The sequence below is a fragment of the Rathayibacter sp. PhB186 genome (assembly GCF_003751825.1).
GTDB lineage: Bacteria > Actinomycetota > Actinomycetes > Actinomycetales > Microbacteriaceae > Rathayibacter > Rathayibacter festucae.
The window spans coordinates 1594452-1618809 of sequence record NZ_RJKO01000001.1; the positions used below are offsets into that span (position 1 = coordinate 1594452).

Here is a 24358-nt window from a genome sequence, read left to right on the forward strand (position 1 = left end):
CGCCGGACGGGCACTTCGGCTCCACCCGAACGCACCACCCGCACCACTGCACTCGCACCACCGCACTCGCTCCATCCGCTCCACCGCTCCATCCGCACCACGGCACTGACGGCCCGTCCGGGCCGCATCCCGCACCGCACCGCACCAGGAGGAACAGTGAACAGACGCACGCGCATCGCGATGACGACCACGGCGGGGCTCGCCGCCGTCGGCCTCGCGCTCACCGGCTGCAGCGCATCCAGTGACACCGGCTCGGGAGCCTCGGGGGACTCGGGCGATCTCACCCCCGTCACCCTGCAGCTCCAGTGGGTCGCCCAGGCCCAGTTCGCCGGCTACTACGCCGCCGTCGACCAGGGCTACTACGAGGACGAGGGCCTCGACGTGACCATCGCCGAGGGCGGCGGCGACATCGTCCCGCAGGACGTCCTCGCCTCCGGAGACGCCGACTACGCGATCTCCTGGGTCCCGAAGGTCCTCGGCTCGATCGAGAACGGCGCGAACATCACCGATGTCGCGCAGATCTTCGAGCGCAGCGCCACCACGCAGATCTCGTTCAAGGACAAGGGCATCACCTCGCCCGCCGACCTCGCGGGCAAGCAGGTCGGCAGCTGGGGCTACGGCAACGAGTGGGAGCTCTTCGCCGGCATGCAGAAGGACGGCGTCGCGCTCAGCGACATCTCGCTCGTGCAGCAGCTCTTCGACATGAACGGCTTCCTCGCCGGCGACATCGACGCCGCGCAGGCGATGACCTACAACGAGTACGCGCAGGTCCTCGAGACGGTGAACCCCGACACGGGCGAGCTGTACACGCCGGACGACCTCAACGTGATCAGCTGGAACGACGTCGGCACCGCGATGCTGCAGGACGCGATCTGGGCCGACGCGGACAAGCTCTCGAGCGACGACGCCTACGCCGAGCAGACCGTCGCCTTCATCAAGGCGTCGATCAAGGGCTGGATCTACGCGAAGGACAACCCGCAGGAGGCGGCGGACATCGTGACCGCGGCCGGCTCCACGCTCGGCACGAGCCACCAGCTCTGGATGACCAACGAGGTCAACAAGCTGATCTGGCCCTCGACCGACGGCGTCGGCATGATCGACGAGGCCGCCTGGGACCAGACGGTCGACATCGCCAAGACGACGGAGAACGAGACCGGCGCGACCATCATCAGCGAGGACCCGCCGGAGACCGCCTACTCGAACGAGTACGTCGAGAAGGCGCTCGCCGAGCTCGCGGACGAGGGCGTCGACACCAGCGGCGCCGACTACGAGCCGATCGAGGTGACCCTGCAGGAGGGCGGCGCCTGACGCGTCCCCTTCCACTGACCACCCTCTCCACTCCGCAGAAGTTGCGGTAGTCGATCCCGGCTACCGCAACTTCTGCGTATTCGCCCGCAACTTTTGAGGAGTGGGGGTGCGGGGTGTCGGCGGGATCCGGGTGACCTCCGCCCGGGCGTGGCGCGGGGGACTAGGCTCGATCCTCGTGACTACTTTCAAGAAGACGCCGTTCACCGTGAACGTGCGCGACATCGTGAACCGCCCGGGGGAGATGCGCGAGCACCGTCTCGACCTCGAGGCGCCCGAGGCCTTCGGCGAGGGCATCGTCGCCGTCCGCCAGGGCGCGCCGCTCGATCTCGACGTCCGGATCGAGTCGGTGCACGAGGGCATCCTGGCCAGCGTCCAGGTGTCCGCGGAGGCCGTCGGCGAGTGCAGTCGCTGCCTCACCGACATCTCCCTGCCTGTCGATGTCGAGTTCCAGGAACTTTTCGCGTACTCTTCTGACGAAGCTTTCGACTATGAGGTTCACGACGACCACGTGGATCTTGAACCTCTGGTCAGGGATGCGGTGGTGCTGTCGCTGCCGTTCCAGCCGGTCTGCCGGCCGGATTGTCCGGGCCTCGACCCTGTCACGGGGGAGCGGCTGGCCGAGTCCTCCGTGTCCGAGCCCGAGGCTCCGCGCGACTCCAGGTGGGCCGCGCTCGCCGGGTTGGGCGAGTCGGGGACCGGTGGGGCCGCAGCGCCCGGAGCTTCCGCAGACAGTGGTGCCGGCGCCGAGCCGCGCACCGAAGACGACCGAACCTGATCAGCCCCGCCTGATCCGACCGAGCTAGAGAAGAGAGAATCATGGCTGTTCCCAAGAGGAAGAAGTCCCGCGCGAACACCCACGCTCGTCGTTCGCAGTGGAAGGCGGAGGTCCCGCCCCTGGTGAAGACCGTCGAGAACGGCAAGACCGTCTACAGCCTCCCGCACCGCGCAAAGGTCGTCGAGGACTCCGCGGGTACCGCGCTGTTCCTCGAGTACAAGGGCCGCAAGGTCGCGAACGTCTGATCCAGTCCCTTCGGCTGCGCGTCGCTCCGCGACACGAGCCGTGCGGTCCATGGTGAACCAGACTTCTGCCACACCCTCCAGCGACGACCGGTCGCGTCTGGAGGCCACGCTCGGCGTGAGCCTCGACGGTGAGCTCTTCGAGCTCGCCCTGACGCACCGGTCGTTCGCTTTCGAGCACGGCGGCCTCCCGCACAACGAGCGCCTCGAGTTCCTCGGCGACTCGATCCTCGGCCAGGCCGTGACGGTCATGCTCTACACCGAGTACCCCGCGCTGAGCGAGGGCGACCTGGCCAAGCGCCGGGCGAGCCTCGTCTCGACGGTCGCGCTGGCCGAGATCGCCCGCGGCATCGGCCTGGGCGAGCACCTCCGCCTCGGCCGCGGCGAGGAGATGACCGGCGGCCGCGACAAGTCGTCGATCCTCGCGGACACCGTCGAGGCGATCATCGGCGCGGTCTATCTCGGCACGGGCCCGGACGCCGCGCGCGACCTCGTGCTGCGCCTGATCGCTCCGCTGACCGCGGATCCGCTGCGCTTCGGCGTCTCGATGGACCCGAAGACGAGCCTGCAGGAGGCGGCGGCCGAGCGCGGTGCGCCCGCGCCCCGCTACGAGATCGCGGCGACCGGACCGGACCACAGCAAGATCTTCGTCGCCACCGTCGTCGTCGGCGGGCTCGTCACCGCCCGCGGCGAGGGGACGAGCAAGAAGGCGGCGGAGATGGCCGCCGCTCTCGACGCCTGGACGCGCCTCTCGGCGACGGCTCCGGGCGAGCCGGTCGCTCCCGCCGCTCCGATCGAGGGCTGACCGTGCCCGAGCTGCCCGAGGTCGAGGTAGTGCGGGCCGGGCTGGCTCCCGCCGTCACCGGCTCGCTGGTGACGAGCGTCGAGATCGTCGACGAGCGCTCGCTCAAGCGCCACGTGCACCCGCTCGGCTCGTTCGAGGGGCTGCTCGTCGGGCGGCGGCTGTGCGGTGCGGTGCGGCGCGGGAAGTTCCTCTGGCTGCCGGCCGGTCGTGGCGAGGCGCTGCTCGTGCACCTCGGAATGAGCGGGCAGGTGCTGCTGCGGACGGCCGATGCGGCGCTCGCGAAGCTGACCCGCATCCGGATCGGCATCGAGCATCCGGAGCACGGCGAGCTGGCCCTGCACTTCGTGGACCAGCGGATCTTCGGGTCGATGGCGATCGACTCGCTGGCCCCCACCGCGGACGGCGCTCCGGGCGGCTACGCCGGCGACGACGCGGTCGACGGCGACTGGCTGCGGGCCGTGCCCTCGCAGGTCGCGCACATCGCCCGCGATCCGCTCGACCCGTTCTTCGACCTCTCGGCCGTCCTCGCCGTGCTGGCCCGCCGGAACAGCGGCATCAAGCGCTCCCTGCTCGACCAGACGCTCGTCAGCGGCATCGGCAACATCTACGCGGACGAGTCGCTCTGGGCCGCCGAGCTGCATCCCGAGACGCCCAGCTCGACGCTGACCGAGGCGCGGATCCGCCGCCTGTTCGCCGAGGTCCGCTCGGTGCTCGAGCGCGCCCTGGCCGAGGGCGGCACCAGCTTCGACGCCCAGTACGTCAACGTGAACGGCGCCTCCGGCTACTTCTCGCACAGCCTCAACGCCTACGGCCAGACCGGCAAGCCCTGCCCGCGCTGCGGCGAGCCGATCGTCCGCGTGCCGTTCATGAACCGCTCGTCGCACCTCTGCCCGCACTGCCAGCGCGCACCGCGCTGAGCGGCGCGGAGACCAAGAATCCAGAACCTACGTCGTCGCTCGCCTTCAGCGGGCAGCGGTGACGACCGCCTCGAGTCGCGGCCCAACCGACTCGGCCATCATGCTGATCTCTCGTTGAGCGATGCCGTTGGCCCGGGCGGACTCCTGCCAGGGCGCCAGCGACTCGGCGATGCGGACCATCCGCTCACGGCCTTCCCTCGCCGAGAGGCTGAATCCCTCAGCGAGCGCGATCAGCGCCTCCGCCTCGTCAGGCGGTGCATCGGCTCCCATGATCGAGGTGGAACGAGCACGCCACGGATCAGGGTTCGGATTCACGTCGAACGCCGGGCTCAGCCGCCACGCACCGCGCTCAGCGAGGAAGCCGTGATTCCGCAGGTGGTCGTCGGTGTTTCCGAGTGCCACGCTCGCGACGATGCGGTCGAAGAGCTCGTGATGGTCTGCGCGCGGCGAGAAGGAGAGATCGCGGATGGCGTCGGAGAGGTCGGCGTAGTCTCGGTGGTCGCCGTCGACGGCGCTGAGAGCGGTCATCGCGCTGATGTAGCCGATCCGCCGGCCGTCCACTGTGCGGTCGAACCGGCGCAGGATCAGCACGCTGCGTTCCCCTACGCGGCTGAGTCTCCGTTGGGGCGTTCGAAGACCCGCGCGATCCAGGAGGTCCAGGGCGGTCGATTCCCAGGCCATGACGTCCCATTCGTCGCTTCCATGGGGGAACTTCGCGATCGCCAGCGAGCCGTCCTCGAGGCGCACCGACGCTTTCGGTCGCGCCCCGCCCAGACCGGTCGTCCCCGTGTCGAGAAGCTGCTTGACCGCGCGGCTCGGGTCCTCGTCCGCGGAGACGTCGTCCGCGGCACGCAGGAGCGTCGGCAGGGACAGCAGCGGGGGGACCGTCGAGGGCTCCCCGCTGAACGCTGCGCTGCCGGGAAGGCGGTAGCGGAGTCCGCCCTGCCGGGTGTCGTCACTCACGCCGAGAAGGAAGTCGACGTCGTCGAGGCGGCGGGGTGCGCGGTTCTCCTCGCGCGCGCGGATCCGCTCGGCCTTCTCGACGAGGTTCCGTCCCCAGCGGTCGGGGGCGCTGTCGGAGAAGGCACGGACGAGGCCGGTCTGATGTTGCGAGCCGCTCACGAGTGGCAGCACGGGGTCGATGCTCGTACCTCCGCTTGCGAGGTAGTCGGCGTCGTAGAGGAAGGTCGTGGAGACCTCGCCTCGCGTGCGGGTGAAGTGCGCTCGACCGACAGGCCGGGAGCGGCCGTTCTCGTCGACCAGAACGTCCACGGTGGTCATCGGGCGCGTTTCTTCGTCAGACGGCCGGCGCGCAGTCGGCCGATGTCGCTGGCGAGGGGGTCGGTAGCGGCGATGGTCTGATCGAGCACTCCGAGGGCTCGGAGGACCTGAGCGACGCTTCCGAAGCGGACACCGGGGTCACCCGCCTCGATCTTGTGCACTGTCGCGCGAGTGATGCCGGCGCGCTCCGCGACCTGCTGAGCGGTCAGGCCCAGCACCATGCGCCAGCCGCGTACGTTCTCACCGAGCTCTGCGAGCTGCGAGTCGATTCGGTAGCCGGGCATCCTGTTCCTCCAACGCTATGGTCGGAATCCTACGCACAACGCCGTGGTGTGCAAAGGAACGTGTGCATAACTGGGAGAAGGAAGGCAGGACCCGGCGAGGTCAGGCCGCGGTCTTCTCCTCCGCGGGGGTCGCGTGCTTGACGTGGGCGATGAGGTGGCCGAGGAGCGAGGCGATCAGGGTGATCGCGGCGGCGATGGCGAGGCCGAGCCAGAGGCCGACGTTCAGGGCCAGGGCGCCGACTCCGGCGCCGGCGGCGATCAGGACGACGGCGGTGGCGCGGCGGAACCAGGGCTGGCCCTTGCCGCCGCCGAGGCGGGAGTCGGCGGCGAGGCCGGTGATGGTCGAGGTGACGACGACGGTGGTGACGTCCTTGACCGCGATGTGGCGGGCGGTCGCGGCCTGGAGGCCCATCGCGAGGCCCAGGACGCCGGTGACGGTGAGGGCCAGGGGCTCGGGGTGCTCGGGGACGACGCCGAGCACGACGGCGAGCACGGCCATCAGCAGGCCGACGACGGTGAAGAGCCAGGAGGAGCGGGTGGTCCAGCCGGCCTTCACCGGGCGCAGGACGCGACCGCCGATCGCGGCGCCGAGCATGAAGCCGGCGAGGGCGATGATCGGGCCGACGATGGGGAGGTCGTCGGCGCCGGCGAGCGCCATGCCGAGGATGACCACGTTGCCGGTCATGTTGCCGGTGAAGACCCGGTCGAGGCCGAGGTAGCCGACGGCGTCGATGATGCCGGTCGAGAAGGTCAGGGCGAGCATGAGGCCGAGGTGGACGTTGTCGGTGCGCGTGCGCAGGCGTCGGAACACAGGGGTCCTGTCGTCGGAGGGGTGGGCGGGTGCCGCGAGATGCCACTTGTGAGCGCCTCCGTCGGCGTGTCGCGTGCACAAGTGGCATCTCGCGGGAGGGAGCGAGGGTGGTGCGGGGCCGATACTGCCATGGATGCGGCGGGCGGCCGGGACACGAGGGCGCAACACGGCGCCGCTACTGTCGGACGGAGTGCGGGGCGGGCCCGCGCGGAGAGGCGGCCATCGTGCAGGACGTGCAGAGGCGGGACGCGCAGGGGCGGCCTGCGCAGGAGCAGCCGGCGGTGTGGGCGGTGCAGCCCGGGGAGGGACTTCCGGAGGGGGTCGAGTACCTGCCGGCCGGTCCGGGATCGGTGCTGTGGGGGCGGCTGCCCTGCGCGAGCGACCGGGCGGTGCTCACCGTGGACTCCGGTGCGGAGGTCGTCATCGACACGCTGAGCCACGAGGGGGTGCTGGAGGATCAGGGGCGGGATCCCGTCGCGTTCTTCGGGGCGCACGGTGTGGCTCCCGAGGGGGTGCTGCGCGACGCGATCGAGCTCGCCGCGGCCGGGCCCTTCCGCGACACCGCCGTCGACGGGCCGCACGTGGTGACCGGGCCGATCGCGGTGCGCGGCGCGCAGCCGGGCGATCTGCTCCGGATGACGCTGCTCGAGGCCGAGCCGCGGGTCCCGTACGGCGTGATCTCGAACCGGCACGGGCGCGGCGCGCTGCCGGGGGAGTATCCGCTGGCCGCGGGGTCGTTCAGCGCGTTCGCCCGCGTGGAGGAGGGCGACGACGGCATCCGGCGGGGCGTCCTGCCGCTGACTCCGGGCGGTGAGCGCTCGGTGCGGTTCGAGCTGCACCCGTTCCTCGGGATCATGGGCGTCGCGGTGGCGGGCGACGAGCGGCCGCACTCCGTGCCTCCGGGCGCGCACGGCGGCAACATCGACATCTCGCTGCTCACGGCGGGCACGAGCGTCTATCTACCGGTGCAGGTGCCGGAGGCCCTCGCCTACGTCGGGGACCCGCACTTCGCTCAGGGTGACGGCGAGGTCGCGCTGACCGCGATGGAGGCGAGCCTGCGGGTGCGGGTGCGCTTCGAGGTGATCCCGCGGGCGGAGGCGCTCGCCGCGTTCGGCGAGATCGCCGGGCCGCTCGGCGAGACGGCCGAGTTCCTGGTGCCGACCGGGATGGACGAGGACCTCGACGTCGCGGTGCAGAACTGCGTGCGGGCGGCGATCGCGCTGCTCCAGGCCCGCTACGGGATGGACGCGAGCCTCGCCTACGCGTACCTCAGTGCCGCGACGGACTTCAACATCTCGCAGGTCGTCGACCTGGTGAAGGGCGTGCACGCCCGCGTGCGGACGGCGGACTTCGATGACTGAGCAGCACGTCCCTGATCCGCGCGTCACGACGCTGGAGGGGGAGCTGCCCGACGGGCTCGTCGACGCGGTGCTCGCCTACGAGTCCGCGCTGGCGGCCGACGACGTGCCGGCGCTCGCCGACGCCTTCGTCCGCGAGCCGACGACGCTGCGCGGCGACGCCTCCGGGCTGCTCGTGGGGCACGAGGCGATCACGGGGTTCCGCGGGCGGCGGGGCGGGACGCCGCCGAGGGCTCTCGCCGAGCTGCACGTCCGGGCCCTCGGAGCGGACGACGCGCTGGTCGTGACGGTGAACCTGCCGGCCCGCGGGGGGCGCGGGCTGGTGACGCAGCTGTGGACGCGGGACTCCGGAACCTGGCGGGTGCGCGCCGCGCAGGTGCAGGCGCCCGCGCCGGCGCTCGACGTGCGGGTGTGGCGGGCGGTCGGGGCGCCGCTCGTGCCCGCCTCCGCGTCGGGGCCGCTCGACGGGCTGGACGTGGCCGTGAAGGACCTGTTCGCGATCGAGGGGCAGCGGATCGGCGCGGGGATCCCCGTGCGGCTGGCGGAGGCGGTGGTCGAGCGATCCACCGCTCCTGCCGTCGCGATGCTGCTGGGCGCGGGGGCGTCGGTGCGCGGGATCGCGCAGACCGACGAGTTCGCGTACAGCATCGCGGGGCGCAACTCCGGCTACGGGACGCCGCCGAACCCGGCGGTCCCGGGGGCGATCCCGGGCGGCTCCTCGAGCGGACCCGCGACCGCGGTCTCGCTCGGGCAGGCGGCGGTCGGGCTCGCCACGGACACGGCGGGGTCGATCCGCGTGCCCGCGTCGTACCAGGGGCTCTGGGGGCTGCGCACGACGCACGGCGCGGTGCCGGTCGAGGGGCTGCTGCCGCTCGCGCCGAGCTTCGACACGGTGGGGTGGCTGACGCGGGATCTCGAGACGTTGCGGAAGGTCGCCGCGGTCGCGCTGACCGGGCGTGCGGAGTCGCCGGTGAGCGGATTCGTCGTGGCCGAGGCGCTGCACGAGAGGGTCGACGCTCCGGTCGCGGCCGCGTTCTCGGCGGTGGTCGACGGGCTCGAGGTGGAGCGGATCGAGCTGCCGCCGGTGGCGGAGATGTTCGAGGCGTTCCGGACGGTGCAGGCGGCGGAGGCGTGGGCGTCGGACGGTGACTGGGTCGCGGCGCATCCGGGCGTGCTCGCACCAGACGTGCAGGCGCGGTTCGACGCCGCGGCGCGGATCGATGCGGACACCGAGGCGGCGGCGCGGGAGCGGGTCGCGGGGTTCCGCGAGCAGCTCGACGCGGCGCTCGGCGGGCGGGTGCTGCTGCTGCCGTCGGCGTCGTCGGTGGCGCCGGCGCTCGACGCGTCGGCCGAGGTGATCGATGCGGCGCGGACCGCGACTCTCGGGCTGACCTGCCTCGCGGGGATCGGCGGGTATCCGGCGCTGTCGGTGCCGCGGCTGAGCGTCGACGGGCGGCCGGTCGGGCTGTGCCTGGTCGGGCCGCGCGGGGCGGATCTGGCGCTGCTGGAACTGGCGGCGGAGGTGCTGGGGTAGGCGGGTCTCGATACGCCCGCGATGCGGGCTACTCGACCAGCATGAAGAGGGGCCGCTCTGGTGAAGCATGTACTGCCTGGCTCGGGAGGGGTGGGTCTCGATACGCCCCTGCGGGGCTACTCGACCAGCATGAAGGGCAGCTCATGCTGGTCGAGTAGGCGCCGCAGGTGCCGTATCGAGACCTACCGGCGCCGAAACATGGGCGAAACGTGTGTTGCAGTAAGGTCGGAACCTGAAACAGGTGTTTCTGCACGTCCGACTGCGAAGAAGGTGGCTCCCATTCCGACCGCGCCCGCGATCTCGACGTTCCTCCCCATCGACCCGCCGCCGCGGCTGCTGATGGGCCCCGGCCCGATCAACGCCGACCCGCGGGTGCTCCGCGCGATGTCCGCGCAGCTGGTGGGCCAGTACGACCCGTTCATGACCTCGATGATGAACGAGACGCAGGAGCTCTACCGCCGCGTCTTCGCCACGTCGAACGAGAAGACGATGCTGGTCGACGGCACCAGCCGCGCCGGGATCGAGGCGGCGCTCGTCTCGATGCTCGAGCCGGGCGACAGGGTGCTGGTGCCCGTCTTCGGCCGCTTCGGCCATCTCCTCCGCGAGATCGCCGAGCGCTGCGGCGCCGAGGTGCACGTGATCGAGGCGGAGTGGGGCCAGGTGTTCCCGGTCTCGGTCATCGCCGAGGCGATCGAGCGCGTGCGCCCCAAGGTGCTCGCGGTCGTGCACGGCGACACCTCGACGACGATGGCGCAGCCGCTCGAGGAACTCGGCGCGGTCTGCGAGAAGCACGGCGTGCTGTTCTACACCGACGTCACCGCGTCGCTCGCGGGCAACGCGTTCGGCGCCGACGAGCTCGGCCTCGACGCCGTCTCGGCCGGGCTGCAGAAGTGCCTCGGCGGGCCCTCCGGCTCGGCTCCCGTCACCTTCTCCGAGCGCGCCGTCGCCGTGATCGAGGCGCGCAAGAGCATCGAGGCCGGGATCCGCGACGAGGGCGACGCGGTCAGCGCGCACCCCGTCCGGTCCAACTACTTCGACCTCGGCATGGTCTTCGACTACTGGGGCCCGCGCCGGCTCAACCACCACACCGAGGCCACGACGATGCTCTACGGCGCGCGCGAGTGCGCCCGGCTGATCGTCGAGGAGGGCCTCGACACCACCATCGCGCGGCACGAGCTGCACGGTGCGGCGATGCTCGCCGGCGTCCAGGGGCTCGGCCTCCGCGTCTTCGGCGACCTCGCCCACAAGATGAACAACGTCGTCGCGGTGCACATCCCGGACGGCGTGAACGGCGACGCGGTGCGCGGTGCGATGCTGGAGGACTTCGGCATCGAGATCGGCACCTCCTTCGGGCCGCTGCACGGCAAGGTCTGGCGGATCGGCACGATGGGCTACAACGCGCGCCAGGACACGGTGCTGACCACCCTCGCCGCGCTCGAGGCGGTCCTGCGCCGCGCGGGCGCGACCGTCGCTCCGGGTGGCGGGGTCGCGGGCGCGTACGGCGTCTACGACTCCGCACGGGGAGGCGCGGCGTGAGCGTCGTCGACGCCGCCGCGATCATGGCGCGCTGCGACGAGCTCGCCGCGGTGTCGAGCACCCGCGGTGCGATCGAGCGCGTCTACCTCTCTCCCGAGCACGCGCGCGTCAACGCGATGGCCGCGCGCTGGATGGAGGACGCCGGCATGCGCACCTGGCAGGACGCGGCCGGCAACCAATGCGGCCGCTACGAGGGCGCCACGCCCGGACTGCCCGCGCTGCTGCTGGGCTCGCACCTGGACACCGTGCCAGACGCGGGGCGCTACGACGGGATCCTCGGCGTGATGCTCGCGATCGCGGTCGTCTCCCGGTTGAACGCGGCTGGGACCCGGCTGCCGTTCGCCGTCGAGGTCGTCGCGTTCGGCGACGAGGAGGGCACCCGCTTCGGCACGGCCCTGCTCGGCTCCCGCGCGGTCGCCGGCACCTGGGACGAGCACTGGTGGGAGCTGGAGGACGCGCACGGCACGACCCTCGTCGAGGCGTTCCACGAGTTCGGCCTCGACCCCTCGCGCATCTCGACCGCGGCGCGCGACGCCGCCGACGTCCTCGCCTACCTCGAGACGCACATCGAGCAGGGCCCGTACCTCGAGGAGGCGGACCGCGCCCTCGGCGTCGTCTCCTCCATCGCCGGCGCCCGCCGCTTCGCGCTCACCCTCACCGGCAAGGCCGGCCACGCGGGCGGCGTGCCGTTCGACCGCCGCCGCGACGCGCTGACCGGGGCCGCCGAGGCCGTGCTCGCCGTCGAGCGCATCGCCCGCGAGCACGGGGCGATCGCCACCGTCGGCCGTCTCGAGGCGTTCCCCGGCGCGGTCAACGTGATCCCCGGCCGGGTGGAGTTCTCGCTCGATCTGCGGGCCGAGTTCGACGACGTCCGCGACACCGTCTGGGACGGGATCGAGCACTCGATGTCGGAGACGGCCCGCCGCCGCCGGCTCGCGCTGACCGTCGAGGAGACGCACGGGGCGCCCGCCGTCGTCGCGGCCGACTGGCTGCAGGACGTCGTCCGCACCGGCATCCGCGCGACCGGCGACGAGGAGCCGATGGTGCTGTTCTCGAAGGCCGGGCACGACGCGATGGCGATCGCCGACCTCACCGAGTACGCGATGCTCTTCGTCCGCTGCGAGGGCGGCGTCAGCCACCACCCGGAGGAGAACGTGACCGAGGCCGACGTCGCGACGGCGCTGGACGCCTTCGAGGCGGCGGTGCACGCGTTCGCCGAGGCGCGGGCAGGACGGGTGTGACCGCCTCGGCGCCGATCATCGAGCACCGCGCCGAGGCCTCCGCACCGAGCATCGGCCGCCGGATCGACGCGGGCTACGCCTCGCTCTCGCGGCAGGAGCAGCGCGCGGCCGACTTCATCCTCGACCACCTCGGCGACCTCGCCAGCTACACCGCCACCGAGCTCGCGCAGCACAGCGGAGTGTCGAAGGCCACGGTCTCTCGGCTCTTCCGCCGGCTGGGCTTCTCCAACTCGCAGGAGGTGCGCGAGCACGCGCGCGCGCTGCGCAGCTCCGGGGTGCCGGTCGGCCCGGCGTCGGCCGGTGCCCCCGCCGACGCGCTGGCCGCGCACCTCGAGAGCGAGCACGCGAACCTCCGCCGCCTCGCCACGACCTTCGCCGACGGGCGGCTCGAGGAGTCCGTCCGGCTGCTCTCCGGCGCCCGCGAGGTCGTCGTGATCGGACTGCGCAACAGCTACCCGGTCGCGCTGCACCTGCGTCAGCAGCTCGCCCAGGCGCGCGCCCGAGTGCGGATCGCGCCGCAGCCCGGGCAGTCGCTCGGCGAGGAGATCGCCGGGCTCGGCGCGGAGGACGCGGTGGTGCTGGTCGGCTTCCGGCGGCGGCCGGCCTCCTTCGCGGCCGTCGTCGACGTGCTGGCCGCGCACGGGGTGCCGGTCGTGATGCTCGCCGATGCGCACGCGCGGCGCTTCGCCGACCGCTGCGCGGTCTGGCTGGAGTGCCCGGTCGACAGCGAGGCGGCCTTCGACAGCTACGCGGCGGCGATGAGCGCGGTCGCCGTGCTGGCCGCCGGGGTGCTCGGCGCCGTGCCGCGGGAGTCGCGCGAGCGGATAGCGGGCATCAGCACCCTGTACGCCGAGCTGGCGGAGTTGGAGGAGCGGCCGTGAGCGCCGAGGCGGCCGAGCTGATCCGGGCGCACGCTCGGCATCCGGTGGGGCGGGACGAGACGGCGCCGGCGGAGGTGCTCGGCCGGGCAGAGCTGCTCACGCCGACCTGCGGCGACCGGATCGAGGTCCGGGTCTCCGGTGGCGCGGCGGCGCTGTCGATCAGCTGGTCGGGGCGCGGGTGCGAGGTGTCGCAGGGCTCTGCGTCGCTGCTCGCGGACGAGCTCGACGGGCTCGACGCGGTGACGGTCCGCGGGCGCGTCACCGCCTTCCTCGAGGCGATGGCGGCGCACGACGCGGTGTCCGGACGCGCAGCGGAATCGGTCGCGGCCGAGCCGCTCGGCGACGAGGCGGCGCTGCTGCTGGTCGCCGCGAACCCGGTGCGCTCGGTCTGCGCGACCCTCGCCTGGCGCGCGCTGCGCGACGCGCTCGACGAGGGCGGGCTCGGATGACCGCGTCAGCCGGGTCCGTCGCGGTCGGCCCCCGAGAAGAGGTCTCCGCACTCCACCGCGAGGGCGCCGTGCCGCGCAAGGTAGTCGCGGGCGCCGGAGTCGCCGGTGAGCGTCTGCGCGAGCGGACGCCAGTGCGCGCTGCCCAGCAGCACGGGATGACCGGGCCGGCCGCCGTAGGTCGCCCGCGCGAGTACCGCCGGATCGACGGGGGAGTCGCGGAGCAGGCGTTCGCCGACCGCGGCGGGCTCGTCGGGCAGGTCGACGAGCGTCACCACGGCGGCGTCGCCGTGCGCGGCGCGCAGTCCGGTGCGCAGCGACGCGGAGAGTCCTTGGGCCCAGTCCTTCGCGACGACGACCGCGGCGCGCTCCGGGACCAGGCGTCGCGCCTCCTCGGCCTCGGCGCCGAGCACCACGAGCACGCTCCCGCAGCCGGCGGCCTCGAGTCGCACCACCGCGCGGTCGACCCAGCCCACGCCCGCCGCATCGCGTCGCAGCGCCTTCGGCCCGCCCGCCCGGCGGCCGGCGCCCGCGGCGAGCACCACCCCCACCACGTCCATCCGACCATCGTGCCGCACACCCGGGCCGACGAGGAGACCGCATGACCGACCCCACCACCCTCCGCGACGCGCTGCTGGCGTGCCTCGCCGTCCCGCGCTGGGCCGACGAGGTCGCCGCGGGCGCGCCCTACGCCTCGACCGAGGCTCTCGCCGCCGCGGCCGACGCGAGCGCGCGCACGCTGACGGCCGACGAGGTGGAGGCGGCGCTGGCCGACCACCCCCGGATCGGCGAGAAGCACGCGGGGACCGGCCGCTCCTCCGACTTCTCCGCCGCCGAGCAGGCGTCGAGCCTCTCGCCGGACGAGGCGCTGGCCGAGCGGCTGCTGGCCGGCAACCGGGCCTACGAGGAGCGGTTCGGGCGGGTGTTCCTCATCCGCGCGGCCGGGCGCGACCGCGCCGAGATCGTCGCCGAGCTGGAGCGCCGGCTCGGCCTCGACGAGGACACCGAGCGCGGGATCGTCGCCGACCAGCTGCGCGAGATCACGGTGCTGCGGGTGCGCGGTCTCGGACCGGAGACCGGCGCCGTCGCGGAGGCGGGTCGATGAGCGCGCACCGCAGCCACGTCACGACGCACGTGCTCGACGCCGTGCTCGGCCGGCCGGCGCAGGACGTGCCGGTCGCGCTCGAGGCGCGACGAGGATCCGGCTGGGAGCCGATCGCGACCGCTCGGACGGACGCCGACGGCCGCGTCGCCGAGTTCGGTCCGGCGGAGCTGCCCGCGGGGATCTACCGCGTCGTCTTCGACACCGCCGCGTACTTCGAGCGCTCGGGCACCGAGTCGTTCTACCCCGAGGTCGTCGTCGCGTTCCGGCTCGAGGACACGGCCGCGCACTTCCACATCCCGCTGCTGCTGAGCCCGTTCGCCTACTCGACCTACCGGGGGAGCTGAGCGTGCAGCTCCGGGAGCTCCTCGACGCGCCGACGCTGCGGATCCGCGCCGTGCACACCACCGAGGAGGCGCTCGCACGCGAGGTGAACTGGACCTTCACCACTGATCTGCTCGACCCGCGCCGCTATCTGGCGCGCGACCAGCTCGTGCTCACCGGGATGATGTGGCGGCGCACGGCCGAGGACAGCGAGGCCTTCGTGTCCGCGGTCGCCTCCTCCGGCGCCGTCGCGCTGCTGGCCGGCGAGGGGCTCCTGGGCTTCGTGCCCGACGATCTGGTCGCGGCTTGCCGCGCGCACGGGGTCGCGCTGTTCGCCGTGCCGGCCGACGTGTCCTTCGCCTCGATCACCGCGCACCTCTCCAATGCTCTGGCGGGCGACCGGGTCGCGCGGTTGACCGCCGGGCTCGCGCGCCAGCGGCAGCTGCTGACCGAGGTCTACCGCGGGCAGCTGCTCGACGAGCTGATCGCCCGCACCTCGACCGAGCTGGGGCGGCCGGTGCGGGTGCTGACCGCGACCGGGCGCTCCGCCGCCGCGTCCGCGGACCCGCTGAGTGCCGACGAGGTCGACCGCGTCGTGCACGCCGCCCTGACCGCGCGCCGCACCCCGGTGACGGTGCCGGACGCGCACGGAGGAGTGCTGTCGATCCTCGCCGTCGCGGGAGCGGAGGAGCACCGCGCCGCCTCGTGGTTCGTCGTCGTCGCCGGCGACTGGAACGAGTGGCACCCCTCGCTGCTCGACGCGATCACCGAGCTGACGGGCGTGATCGGGCTCTACCGGCTGCAGCGTGAGGCGGCCCTGCTCGCCGACGCGGCGCTCGCCGACCGGCTGCTCGAGCTGATCGAGGAGGACAGCGAGCAGCCGGAGACGGCGGTCTACCTCCGCCAGCTGGGCCTCGCCGGCGTCGAGCGCTTCGCGGTGCTGGCGGCCGCGGTGGACGGCGACGGCGAGCTCGCGCGCTCGGTGCTCACGGATGCGGTTGCGCATCTGGGCCGGGCCGTGGTGGGGCGCGATGCCGACGGTGCGGTGGCGCTGGTCCCGGTGGCGGACGACGAAGCCCTGGCCATGGTGACCGCGGCGCTGCGCCGGGCCGGTGCGGCGTTGGACGGCGCGGTGCTGCGGGTCGGAGTGAGCGCGCCGAGTCCGCTGCCGGCGCTCGGTGGGGCGCTGCGGTCGGCGCGGTACGCGCTGCGGCTGCCGTCCGCGCCGGGCGACGCGTCGCCGGTGCGGATCGGGACAGCGGGCGAGGTGACCTCGGCGGTGCAGCTGCTGAGCGCGGTGCCGGACCACCTGCGCGCGGTGTTCGTCGAGCTGGTGCTCGGCCGGCTGATCGAGCACGACGCGCGCTACAACTCGCAGCTGGTGGCGACTCTGTCGGCGTTCCTCGACTGCGGCGGCTCCTGGGTGCGCGCGGCCGAGCAGACCCACCTGCACCTCAACACGGTCCGCTACCGCATCGCCCGCGTGGAGGAGCTGACGCAGCGCGACCTCTCGAACACTTCCGACCGCGCCGACCTCTTCCTGGCGCTGCGGCTGCGCTGATCAACCATGTCGATCGAGTAGCGCGCGCAGCGTGCGTATCGAGATCCACCCACCGTCAGGACGGGTGAGTCTCGATACGCCCCTCCGGGGCTACTCGACCACCATGAAGCACCCCCCCCGGGGCTACAGGGACGGGGCGAGCACGCGGCGGCCCTGCACGTGGACCGCCGCGACGGCGGGCTCGCGCAGGCCCAGGAGCAGGGCGAACAGCAGCTGGGCCGTCGCCTCCTCCGGGTCGTCGGCGCGGACGCCGAGGGCGAGCACCTCCGCGAGCGGCTCCCAGCGGTCGGGCTCGATGCGGAGGAAGTCGGCGTCCTTGCCGAGGTCGAAGTTACCGAAGCGCTCCTCCATGTCGAGCGCGCGCGCACCGGCCAGCGTCGCGGTGAAGAGCAGTTGGGCCGGGTGCAGCGCGATCGATGCGTCGCCCTCCTCCGACAGGTGCACCTTGAAGGCGTCGTTCGCCACCCGTGCGAGCAGCCACTCGTCGCCGGCGCCGATGTCGCTGCCGAGCGCGATCGTCACGCCCGCGGCCGCGGTGCGCCGCCACGGCATCGTCCCCGAGCCGAGGAACTGCTGCGAGGTGGGGCAGTGCGCGATCGAGGTGCCGGTCGCGGCCATCCGGTGCAGCTCCGCGTCCTGGCAGTGCACGGCGTGCGCGAGGATCGTCCGCCGGCCGAGCAGCGAGGAGCCGCCGCGCCGCGAGCCGGGCAGGAACAGCCCGTCGTAGGTGTCCAGGTAGCTGCGGGTCCCGAAGCTCGCGAGGACCGCGGCGATCTCGCCGTCGCCCGGCCGGTCGTTCTCGTTGAGGTGGCTGTGCACGTACACGCCGCGGTCGCGCACGCCGTCGTAGAGCTCGCCGAGCCCGGCGAGCGTCGTCGGCGTCACCGACAGCGAGAAGCGGGGGACGATCGCGACCTGCTGCAGCGCGGTCGAGGGGTCGCCGGTGTCGACGGCGTGCCAGCGGTCGATCTCCTCGGCGACGAGGGCGAGCGCCTCGTCCTCGCCGGTCAGCAGCGCCGCGGCCGACGGCGGCCCGACCGTCTGCAGTCCGCGACCGGACACCGTGCGCAGTCCCGCCTCGACACTCCGCTCGAACAGGGCGTCCTGCGCGTGCGGGAACGCCGAGCCGAAGACCATCGCCGCGGTCGTCCCGGCGCTCACCCGTCGCCGGGTGAAGGCCCGCGCGATGCGGCCGGCGAACTCCTCGTCGGCCAGCCGCGACTCCGCCGGGAAGATCGCGGTGTCGAGCCACTCCAGCAGCTGCCCGCCGCCGAACGCGTCGGTCGAGTACGTCTGCGGGAAGTGCAGGTGCGTGTCGACGAAGCCGGGCAGGAGGAACGCGTCCGCGTCGCCGGTGACCGGCCAGTCCGCGTACTCGCGGGGGAGTGCGGCGTGCGGTCCGACCCAGAGGATCGTCCCGCCGTCGCCGACGACGAGCGCGCCGTCCGGGATCGAGACCAGCGCTTCGGCGGCCGTCTCGACGGTGGGCCGGCCGGCCACGTGCAGGACGTGGCCGCGGTGCACGCCGCGCGGGCCTGTGCCCGGACCGGACCCTCCGCTCACACCAGTCCCGAGTACGCGTACCAGGCGGGCCCGGCGTCCGGCGCGTCGTCGCGGGTGACGGCGGCCTGGATCAGCCCGTAGGGCCGGTCGGCGGCGTGGTAGACCTCGTTGTCGTTCTCCACGCCGAAGGGCGAGAGGTCGTAGAGGAAGTGGTGCTTGTTCGGGGCCGAGAGGCGCACCTCGACGATCTGCGGGAACTCCTCCAGCACCGCCTTGCCCATCTCGAAGAGCGTCTGCTGCAGGGCGAGCGAGTGCACGGTGGCGAAGCGGCTGATCATCAGCGCCTTCACGCCGGCGTAGACGGCCTCCCAGTCGCTCGCGGCGATCTCCTCGTCGCTGAGGGCGAAGCGCCACTTCGCGACCAGCGAGGTCGCCATCACGCGGTCCCGGGTGGGCGGGAGCACCGTGTACGGGTCGGTCAGGAAGCCGTGGAACTCCGAGCCGGTGGACTTGAGGATCGTCAGGTCCTTGAAGCCGCCGGTGATCCAGACCTGCTGCGCGTCGCCGGTGCCCTCGACGGTGACGGAGGCGATGCGCACCTCCTGGCCCTTGCGGACCCAGGTGTGGTCGTGCTCGGCGCCGTCGACCAGGACGCGCTCCCAGGCGAACTCCTCGATCTCGATCCGCGCGCCGTGCACGGTCTCGGTGCCGTCGACGAAGTGCCGGGCCAGCTCGAGGCCGTACGCCTCGATCGAGCGCAGCCCCTTCTCCTTCGCGAAGGAGTAGGCGGTCTGCTTCTGGGTGTCGGTGGGGAGGACCGCGGACTGGTCGCCGGTCAGGTGCGCGGCCGCGAAGTCGCCTCGCAGGGCGGTCGAGACGTTCACGTCGTGGATCTCGTGCCGGGGGCTGTCGCGGTAGATCCGGACGACGCGGTTCTCGGCCTTCCCGTACTGGTGGTCTCCGAGGATGATCGACATGTCCGCTCCTGTTCGCGTTCGGTGGTTCGTGGGGCTCCGCGGGGGACCGCGGTCGCGCGGCCCGGGCTGTGCCCGTCTGCCAGGATGCCGCGCGCGGCGACCCCGTCGCACCGGCGGAGCACTCAGCGTCCGGCGCCCGCGTCACCCGAGTCTTGTGCGATCCGCCCGGAACCGCGCCCGGAACCGCGGGAGTTCACACGGCGGAAACGTGACCGGAACACGCGGCCCGGCCCCGTCGCTCCGACTCCGCCGCCGGTGACGGCTCAGGGCCGGTCGAGCAGCCGGCCGACCGGCGCTGAGGTCTCGCCCGTGACCCGGACTCCGCCGACCCAGGTCGCCGCGACGGCGCCGCGCAGCACGCGGCCGTCGTAGGCGGAGACCTTGTTCTTGTGCGAGAGCGCGTCGACGTCCACCGGCGACGCCGCCTCCGGCTCGAACGCGACCAGGTCGGCGTCCGCTCCGGCGCGCAGCAGCCCCTTCTGCCCGAGCCCGGCGAAGGCGGCGGTCGCCGTCGACATCCAGGCGACGACCTGCTCCAGCGGGATCCCGCGCTCGCGCGCGCCCGTCCAGACCGCGCGGAAGCTCAGCTCGAGCCCGGAGATGCCGCCCCAGGCGAGGCCGAAGTCGCCGTCGTGCGCGAACTTGAGCTCGGCCGTGGCGGGGGAGTGATCGGAGGCGATCAGGTCGATCGTGCCGTCGAGCAGGCCCTTCCAGAGCAGCTCGCGATTGCGCTCGTCCCGGATCGGCGGGCAGCACTTGAACTGCGTGCCGCCGTCGGGGATCGTCTCCGCATCGAAGGTGAGGTAGTGCGGGCAGGTCTCCGCGGTGATCCGCAGCCCCTCGGCCTTCGCCTCGCGCAGCAGCGGCAGCGCCTCGGCGGAGGACAGGTGCAGGATGTGCGCCCGCCCGCCCGTCTCGCGGACGGCCTGGATCACGCTCGCGATCGCCGAGTTCTCGGAAGCGGGCGGCCGGGAGTCGACGAAGGCGTCGTAGGAGGTGCCGCCGGCGTTGGCGCTCGCCTCGAGCTCGACCGGGTCCTCGGCGTGCACGATCAGCAGACCGTCGAACGCGGCGATCTCGGCCATCGCCGCGAAGAGCTGCTCGGTGCTGAGGTGCGGGAACTCGTCGACGCCGCTCGGCGAGAGGAAGCACTTGAAGCCGAAGACGCCCGCGTCGTGCAGCTCGCGCAGGGTGCCGAGGTTCTCCGGGATCGCCCCGCCCCAGAAGCCGACGTCGACGAGCGCCTGCGGACCGGCCGCGGCCTTCTTGGCGCCCAGCCCCGCGACGGTGGTGGTCGGCGGGATCGAGTTCAGCGGCATGTCGATGATCGTGGTGACGCCGCCGGCCGCTGCCGCACGAGTGGCGGAGGCGAAGCCCTCCCACTCGGTGCGGCCGGGCTCGTTCACGTGCACGTGCGTGTCGACGATCCCCGGCAGCAGCACCTGGCCGGCGGGGAGGACGACCTCCTCGAGGGTCTTCCAGGGCGCGTCGATGTCGCCGACGGCGACGATGAGGCCGCCCGCGACGGCGACGCTGGCGGGCCGCGTCCCGTTCTCGGTGAGGACGGCGGAGGAGCGGATCACGAGGTCGAGCGAGGGGGAGTCGTCGGGCATGGGTTCGACCATATACTCGGCATGTTTCCCGCGTGTGAGCGCCCGCCGGCCGCACGACCCGGCTCCGCGCCCTCCCGCCCGTCGACGTCGGAGGCCGCCGTGCTCGAACTCGCCGTACCGCTCCTCGCGCGCGTCGAGGCGGGCGAGAGCGTCGCCGTGGTCACCGTGACCCACGTCTTCGGCTCGGCGCCGCGCGCCCTCGGCTCCTCGATGGCGGTCGACGCGGCCGGCAGCGCCATCGGCTCCATCTCGGGCGGCTGCGTCGAGGCCCAGGCCTACGCGCTCGCGCAGGAGGTGCTCGGCTCCGGCGGCTCCGGCTCGGAGCACTTCGGCTTCGACGACGAGGCGGCGTTCGCGGCCGGTCTCTCCTGCGGCGGGCAGCTGCGGGTCTTCGGCCACGTCGTCGACGCGAGCTCGGGGGCCGTGCTGGCCGAGCTGCGCGCCGCGCGGGCCGGGCGGCCGGCGGGACTGGCGATGATCGTCGGCGGGCCGGACGAGCTCGTCGGCCTGGTGCTGACCGGCGCGACCCGCGCGCAGGACGTGGTGGGGCCGTCGCTGGACGAGGACACGGTGCGCCGGATCCTGGCCGAGCGGGCCGCGCGCCTGGCCTCGGGCCGCTCGGCGACCGTGGAGATCGCCTGCCAGGGCGTCGAGCTCGAGGTGACCTACGTCGTCAGCGCGGAGAAGCCGCGCCTGCTGATCTTCGGCGCCGTCGACTTCTCCGCAGCGCTCTGCGCGGCCGGGGCGCTGCTCGGCTACCGGGTGACGGTCTGCGACGCGCGGCCGGTGTTCGCGACGGCGGAGCGGTTCCCGGGCGCCGACGAGGTCGTGGTCGAGTGGCCGTCCGACTACCTCGCGGCGACGGAGGTGGACGAGCGCACGGTGATCGCGGTGCTCACCCACGACGAGAAGTTCGACGTGCCGCTGCTCGAGACGGCGCTGACGCTGCCCGCCGCCTACATCGGCGCGATGGGCTCGCGGCGCACGCACGAGCGGCGGCTGCGGCTGCTGCGCGAGGCCGGGGTGGCGGAGGAGTCGCTCGCCCGGCTGCACTCGCCGATCGGCCTGGACATCGGCGCGTCGACGCCGGAGGAGACGGCGGTCTCGATCCTCGCGGAGGTGCTGGCGGTGCGCGCCGGGGCATCGGGCGCGCCGCTGGCGGGGCGGTCGGGGCCGATTCACGCCTCGCGCTGAGACAGAAGGTGCCAGCGGGTCACGCGAGCTGCCGGGCTCCTCAGTCCGTGCCACAGAGAGGACAGCGCGATGGGCGCGATGCCAGCATGGCGTCGCTCCGCCGCTCACCCTCAGCACGATGAACCAGGAGTCACCATGACCGAACCCACCCGCTCCCTCGCCGCCGACCGTCCCGCGCGCGGAAGCCGCTCGACCGTCGCGACCCTCGCGCTCGTCGCTGGTCTCGCAGGCGGCCTCGCCCCGGCCGCACTCGCCGACCCGACCCCGGACGTCGCAGCCCCGACGAGCCCGGCGAAGAGCATCGTCACGGGCGGAGGGAGTGCGTCGGCGCCGTCGGCCGTCGCGGCGTCCGACGGCGGTTTCACCTTCTCCTCCTTGACGGGGAGTGGAGCAGCCGTGCACCCCGGGCTGAAGGTCAAGACCTACGCCTCGTTCGACGTCGCGCCGGGGACCGCCGTCGGAGCGGGCACGCCGGTCACCGTCGTCTACTCGTTCTTCAACACCGGCGACATGCCGCTGCGCGATGTCGGTCCGAAGAAGGTGAACCTGGACGTCGACACGGTCTCCACGGTCGTCATCAAGGGCCGCGTCGTCACCGTGGAGGATGTCCAGCGCGGCTCTGTGGCCCTGTCGAGCACCTGGACGGCGAGGACGCCGGTGGGGTCGGTCTCCGCGCCGACCAGCACGTTCGACCTCCGCATCCCCGGCTCCGCCTTCTAGAGCACGCCCGGCTCGGCGGCGGTCCGACCGGCTGCCCTGACGTTCGTCGGGCGCGGGCGGGCCGCCTCGAGGGGACGGACGCGAAGTGATGTCCCGTCGCTCCGCGTCCATCCCCCTCCGTCGGCCTTCATCCGCCTCGAGTGCGTGCCGTGCCGAGGACGCGCGGTCCTCGACGGACCGTCTCCGGCAGGTGGACCGTCCGCACGACGACGCGCTCGTGGACGGCTGCTCCCTTCGCCATCTGGTTCTTCGCGCGCTGAGCAGCGGTCCGGAACGGCCCTGACGAGGACGGGCCGGGGCGGAGGAAACCGCCGCGAAACACCGCGCTGCCATGCTCAGAAGATGCAGCGTCACGTCATCACCGGAGCCCACGTCGCCACAGTCGACGCCGCCGGGGCCGAGCACCCCGGCGGCCACGCGGTCGTCGACGACCGGCGGATCGTCGCCGTCGGCGCGGGGGAGCCGCCCGCCTGGGCCCTGGACGGCCGGGCGCCGACCGGGCTCCCGTCCGCGGAGCCGGTCGTGCTCACCCGGGTCGACGGCCGGGGCCACCTGCTGACCCCCGGACTCGTCAACACTCACCACCACCTGTACCAGTGGCTGACCCGCGGCTGGGCGCAGGACTCGATCCTCTTCGACTGGCTCGTCGCGCTGTACCCCGCCTGGTCGCGGATCGACGCCGATCTGACCCGGTCCGCCTCGCTCGGTGCGATGGGGGTGCTCGCCCGCTCGGGCTGCAGCACTGTGGGCGACCACCACTACGTCTTCCCGCGAGGCTCCGGCGACATCGTCGGCGGCATCGTGGACGCCGCCTCGACGCTCGGGCTGCGCCTGCACGCGACGCGCGGCTCGATGGACCTCGGCGAGTCGCAGGGCGGTCTGCCGCCGGACTTCGCGGTCGAGACGACCGCCGCGGCGCTGCAGGCGAGCGGCGAGGCCGTCGAGCGGTACCACGACACCTCGTTCGACGCGATGGTGCGCGTCGCGATCGCGCCGTGCTCGCCGTTCTCGGTGACGCCGGATCTGCTGCGCGAGTCGGCGGTCCTCGCCCGGCAGCTCGGCGTGCGTCTGCACACGCACGGCTCAGAGACGGTCGAGGAGGACGCCTTCACCCGGGAGACCTTCGGGATGTCGCCCACGGACTACCTGGAGTCGCTCGGCTGGCTGGGCGACGACGTCTGGATGGCGCACGGCGTGCACCTCGACGACGACGCGATCGCGAAGTTCGCGGCCACGGGCACCGGAGTCGCCCACTGCCCGTCGTCGAACGCGCGGCTCGCGGCGGGCATCGCGCCGATCCCGCAGCTGCTGGCGGCCGGGGCGCCGGTCGGGCTCGGCGTGGACGGCGCGGCGTCGAACGAGTCCGGGCAGCTGGGCTCCGAGATCCGCGCGGCCGTGCTGATGAACCGGCTCCGCGCCGGCGCAGACCGGATGAGCGCGCGGCAGGCGCTCTCGATCGCGACGATCGGCGGCGCGCGCGTGCTGGGCCGCCAGGACGAGATCGGCTCGATCGAGGTGGGCAAGCTCGCCGACCTGGCGCTGTGGCGGATCGACGGGATCGAGCACGCCGGCATCGCCGATCCGGTCGCGGCCCTCGCGCTCGGCGCGCAGCCGCCGCTGACCCTGTTGCTCGTCAACGGGCGGCCCGTGGTCGCGGACGGGCACCTCGTCTCCGTGGACGAGCACGCCATCGCCCGCGAGGTCGCCCGCGCGAGCGCGGAGCTGGCGTCGCGCGTCTGACGCCTCGGCGCGGTGTGCTGAGGGGCGGTGGTCTCGATACGCCGCTCCGCGGCTACTCGACCAACATGGAGGGGCGATTGCATGCTGATCGAGTAGCCCGCGGAGCGTTCGTATCGAGCGGAGGGGGCGCCTTCGGCGCCAGCGCAGGGCGGGGAAAGGATCTTGTGGCTGGCTCGTTGTGGTTGGACGATGGAGGGGTCGCGGT

At 73.2% G+C, this 24358-nt stretch carries 24 protein-coding genes; 17 read left to right on the forward strand and 7 right to left on the reverse strand.

Going from position 1 to position 24358, the window contains the following annotated elements:
- Nucleotides 1-156: 156 nt before the first annotated feature.
- The 5 genes from EDF45_RS07455 (at nt 157) to mutM (ending at nt 4047) form a co-directional block, all read left to right on the forward strand.
- Entirely contained in the window at nt 157-1308 is a 1152-nt protein-coding gene (locus EDF45_RS07455; RefSeq protein WP_243581707.1) for an ABC transporter substrate-binding protein, read from the forward strand.
- A gap of 175 nt (nt 1309-1483) precedes the next feature.
- Complete coding sequence (locus EDF45_RS07460) at nt 1484-2083, forward strand: DUF177 domain-containing protein (RefSeq protein ID WP_372487848.1); 600 nt, start codon at nt 1484-1486, stop codon at nt 2081-2083.
- Between the two features lie 41 nt (nt 2084-2124).
- Entirely contained in the window at nt 2125-2328 is a 204-nt protein-coding gene (gene rpmF / locus EDF45_RS07465) for a 50S ribosomal protein L32 (protein WP_123445680.1), read from the forward strand.
- Between the two features lie 49 nt (nt 2329-2377).
- Nucleotides 2378-3130, forward strand: a complete 753-nt coding sequence (rnc, locus tag EDF45_RS07470) for a ribonuclease III (protein ID WP_123735498.1) — start codon at nt 2378-2380, stop codon at nt 3128-3130.
- A 2-nt stretch (nt 3131-3132) separates the two neighbouring features.
- Nucleotides 3133-4047, forward strand: coding sequence for a bifunctional DNA-formamidopyrimidine glycosylase/DNA-(apurinic or apyrimidinic site) lyase (gene mutM / locus EDF45_RS07475; RefSeq protein WP_123735499.1), 915 nt, complete (start codon nt 3133-3135; stop codon nt 4045-4047).
- A 45-nt stretch (nt 4048-4092) separates the two neighbouring features.
- Here mutM and EDF45_RS07480 read toward each other — a convergent pair whose 3' ends face one another.
- The 3 genes from EDF45_RS07480 to EDF45_RS07490 form a co-directional block, all read right to left on the reverse strand.
- Nucleotides 4093-5328: a type II toxin-antitoxin system HipA family toxin gene (locus EDF45_RS07480; protein ID WP_123735500.1), complete on the reverse strand. Its 1236-nt coding sequence runs from the start codon at nt 5326-5328 to the stop codon at nt 4093-4095.
- Complete coding sequence (locus tag EDF45_RS07485) at nt 5325-5612, reverse strand: helix-turn-helix domain-containing protein (protein ID WP_123735501.1); 288 nt, start codon at nt 5610-5612, stop codon at nt 5325-5327. The genes EDF45_RS07480 and EDF45_RS07485 overlap by 4 nt, the downstream gene beginning before the upstream one ends.
- Before the next feature lie 100 nt (nt 5613-5712).
- Nucleotides 5713-6423: a YoaK family protein gene (locus tag EDF45_RS07490; protein WP_311316333.1), complete on the reverse strand. Its 711-nt coding sequence runs from the start codon at nt 6421-6423 to the stop codon at nt 5713-5715.
- A gap of 233 nt (nt 6424-6656) precedes the next feature.
- On the opposite strand from EDF45_RS07490, the gene EDF45_RS07495 reads away from it, so the two are divergent.
- The 6 genes from EDF45_RS07495 (at nt 6657) to EDF45_RS07520 (ending at nt 13422) form a co-directional block, all read left to right on the forward strand.
- Nucleotides 6657-7784: an acetamidase/formamidase family protein gene (locus tag EDF45_RS07495; protein ID WP_221181096.1), complete on the forward strand. Its 1128-nt coding sequence runs from the start codon at nt 6657-6659 to the stop codon at nt 7782-7784.
- A complete protein-coding gene (locus tag EDF45_RS07500; RefSeq protein WP_123735503.1) occupies nt 7777-9315 on the forward strand; it encodes an AtzH-like domain-containing protein in 1539 nt (512 codons plus the stop codon). Before EDF45_RS07495 ends, EDF45_RS07500 begins: the two co-directional genes overlap by 8 nt.
- A 339-nt stretch (nt 9316-9654) precedes the next feature.
- Nucleotides 9655-10851, forward strand: a complete 1197-nt coding sequence (locus EDF45_RS07505; protein WP_123735632.1) for an alanine--glyoxylate aminotransferase family protein — start codon at nt 9655-9657, stop codon at nt 10849-10851.
- Complete coding sequence (locus EDF45_RS07510) at nt 10848-12092, forward strand: allantoate amidohydrolase (RefSeq protein WP_243623265.1); 1245 nt, start codon at nt 10848-10850, stop codon at nt 12090-12092. The genes EDF45_RS07505 and EDF45_RS07510 overlap by 4 nt, the downstream gene beginning before the upstream one ends.
- Nucleotides 12089-12973: a MurR/RpiR family transcriptional regulator gene (locus EDF45_RS07515; protein WP_260311921.1), complete on the forward strand. Its 885-nt coding sequence runs from the start codon at nt 12089-12091 to the stop codon at nt 12971-12973. The genes EDF45_RS07510 and EDF45_RS07515 overlap by 4 nt, the downstream gene beginning before the upstream one ends.
- Nucleotides 12970-13422 (forward strand): iron-sulfur cluster assembly scaffold protein, encoded by a 453-nt coding sequence (locus EDF45_RS07520; RefSeq protein WP_123735504.1) that lies wholly within the window; start codon nt 12970-12972, stop codon nt 13420-13422. The genes EDF45_RS07515 and EDF45_RS07520 overlap by 4 nt, the downstream gene beginning before the upstream one ends.
- 5 nt (nt 13423-13427) lie before the next feature.
- Here EDF45_RS07520 and EDF45_RS07525 read toward each other — a convergent pair whose 3' ends face one another.
- Nucleotides 13428-13979 carry an NTP transferase domain-containing protein gene (locus tag EDF45_RS07525; protein WP_123735505.1) on the reverse strand — a complete coding sequence of 184 codons (552 nt, stop codon included), beginning with the start codon at nt 13977-13979 and terminating at the stop codon, nt 13428-13430.
- A 41-nt stretch (nt 13980-14020) separates the two neighbouring features.
- On the opposite strand from EDF45_RS07525, the gene uraD reads away from it, so the two are divergent.
- Genes uraD through EDF45_RS07540 form a run of 3 tightly spaced genes read left to right on the forward strand, consistent with a single transcriptional unit; the run spans nt 14021 to nt 16406 of the window.
- Nucleotides 14021-14524, forward strand: coding sequence for a 2-oxo-4-hydroxy-4-carboxy-5-ureidoimidazoline decarboxylase (gene uraD, locus EDF45_RS07530; RefSeq protein WP_123735506.1), 504 nt, complete (start codon nt 14021-14023; stop codon nt 14522-14524).
- Nucleotides 14521-14868 (forward strand): hydroxyisourate hydrolase, encoded by a 348-nt coding sequence (uraH, locus tag EDF45_RS07535; protein WP_123735507.1) that lies wholly within the window; start codon nt 14521-14523, stop codon nt 14866-14868. The genes uraD and uraH overlap by 4 nt, the downstream gene beginning before the upstream one ends.
- Before the next feature lie 2 nt (nt 14869-14870).
- Nucleotides 14871-16406 carry a helix-turn-helix domain-containing protein gene (locus EDF45_RS07540; RefSeq protein ID WP_123735508.1) on the forward strand — a complete coding sequence of 512 codons (1536 nt, stop codon included), beginning with the start codon at nt 14871-14873 and terminating at the stop codon, nt 16404-16406.
- Between the two features lie 123 nt (nt 16407-16529).
- On the opposite strand, the gene EDF45_RS07545 is transcribed toward EDF45_RS07540, so the two are convergent.
- The 3 genes from EDF45_RS07545 to allB form a co-directional block, all read right to left on the reverse strand.
- Complete coding sequence (locus tag EDF45_RS07545; protein WP_123735509.1) at nt 16530-17930, reverse strand: amidohydrolase family protein; 1401 nt, start codon at nt 17928-17930, stop codon at nt 16530-16532.
- A 35-nt stretch (nt 17931-17965) separates the two neighbouring features.
- Nucleotides 17966-18886, reverse strand: coding sequence for a factor-independent urate hydroxylase (pucL, locus tag EDF45_RS07550; RefSeq protein ID WP_123735510.1), 921 nt, complete (start codon nt 18884-18886; stop codon nt 17966-17968).
- Between the two features lie 263 nt (nt 18887-19149).
- Nucleotides 19150-20499, reverse strand: coding sequence for an allantoinase AllB (gene allB / locus EDF45_RS07555; RefSeq protein WP_123735511.1), 1350 nt, complete (start codon nt 20497-20499; stop codon nt 19150-19152).
- Nucleotides 20500-20598: 99 nt separating this feature from the next.
- Between allB and EDF45_RS07560 the strand changes: the two genes are divergently transcribed.
- From EDF45_RS07560 to EDF45_RS07570, 3 genes are all read left to right on the forward strand, one after another.
- Nucleotides 20599-21693, forward strand: a complete 1095-nt coding sequence (locus tag EDF45_RS07560) for an XdhC family protein (RefSeq protein WP_260311924.1) — start codon at nt 20599-20601, stop codon at nt 21691-21693.
- Between the two features lie 135 nt (nt 21694-21828).
- Entirely contained in the window at nt 21829-22413 is a 585-nt protein-coding gene (locus EDF45_RS07565; protein WP_123735513.1) for a hypothetical protein, read from the forward strand.
- A gap of 342 nt (nt 22414-22755) precedes the next feature.
- A complete protein-coding gene (locus EDF45_RS07570; protein WP_123735514.1) occupies nt 22756-24153 on the forward strand; it encodes an 8-oxoguanine deaminase in 1398 nt (465 codons plus the stop codon).
- Nucleotides 24154-24358: the final 205 nt, after the last annotated feature.

Bases quoted from the DNA above. Each gene is read 5' to 3' on its own strand.
- rnc (WP_123735498.1), top strand. From the start codon at position 2,378: ATGGTGAACCAGACTTCTGCCACACCCTCCAGCGACGACCGGTCGCGT.
- uraD (WP_123735506.1), top strand. From the start codon at position 14,021: ATGACCGACCCCACCACCCTCCGCGACGCGCTGCTGGCGTGCCTCGCC.
- EDF45_RS07485 (WP_123735501.1), bottom strand. From the start codon at position 5,612: ATGCCCGGCTACCGAATCGACTCGCAGCTCGCAGAGCTCGGTGAGAAC.
- EDF45_RS07570 (WP_123735514.1), top strand. From the start codon at position 22,756: ATGCAGCGTCACGTCATCACCGGAGCCCACGTCGCCACAGTCGACGCC.
- EDF45_RS07525 (WP_123735505.1), bottom strand. From the start codon at position 13,979: ATGGACGTGGTGGGGGTGGTGCTCGCCGCGGGCGCCGGCCGCCGGGCG.
- rpmF (WP_123445680.1), top strand. From the start codon at position 2,125: ATGGCTGTTCCCAAGAGGAAGAAGTCCCGCGCGAACACCCACGCTCGT.
- EDF45_RS07565 (WP_123735513.1), top strand. From the start codon at position 21,829: ATGACCGAACCCACCCGCTCCCTCGCCGCCGACCGTCCCGCGCGCGGA.
- pucL (WP_123735510.1), bottom strand. From the start codon at position 18,886: ATGTCGATCATCCTCGGAGACCACCAGTACGGGAAGGCCGAGAACCGC.
- allB (WP_123735511.1), bottom strand. From the start codon at position 20,499: ATGCCCGACGACTCCCCCTCGCTCGACCTCGTGATCCGCTCCTCCGCC.
- EDF45_RS07500 (WP_123735503.1), top strand. From the start codon at position 7,777: ATGACTGAGCAGCACGTCCCTGATCCGCGCGTCACGACGCTGGAGGGG.
- uraH (WP_123735507.1), top strand. From the start codon at position 14,521: ATGAGCGCGCACCGCAGCCACGTCACGACGCACGTGCTCGACGCCGTG.
- EDF45_RS07505 (WP_123735632.1), top strand. From the start codon at position 9,655: ATGGGCCCCGGCCCGATCAACGCCGACCCGCGGGTGCTCCGCGCGATG.
- EDF45_RS07480 (WP_123735500.1), bottom strand. From the start codon at position 5,328: ATGACCACCGTGGACGTTCTGGTCGACGAGAACGGCCGCTCCCGGCCT.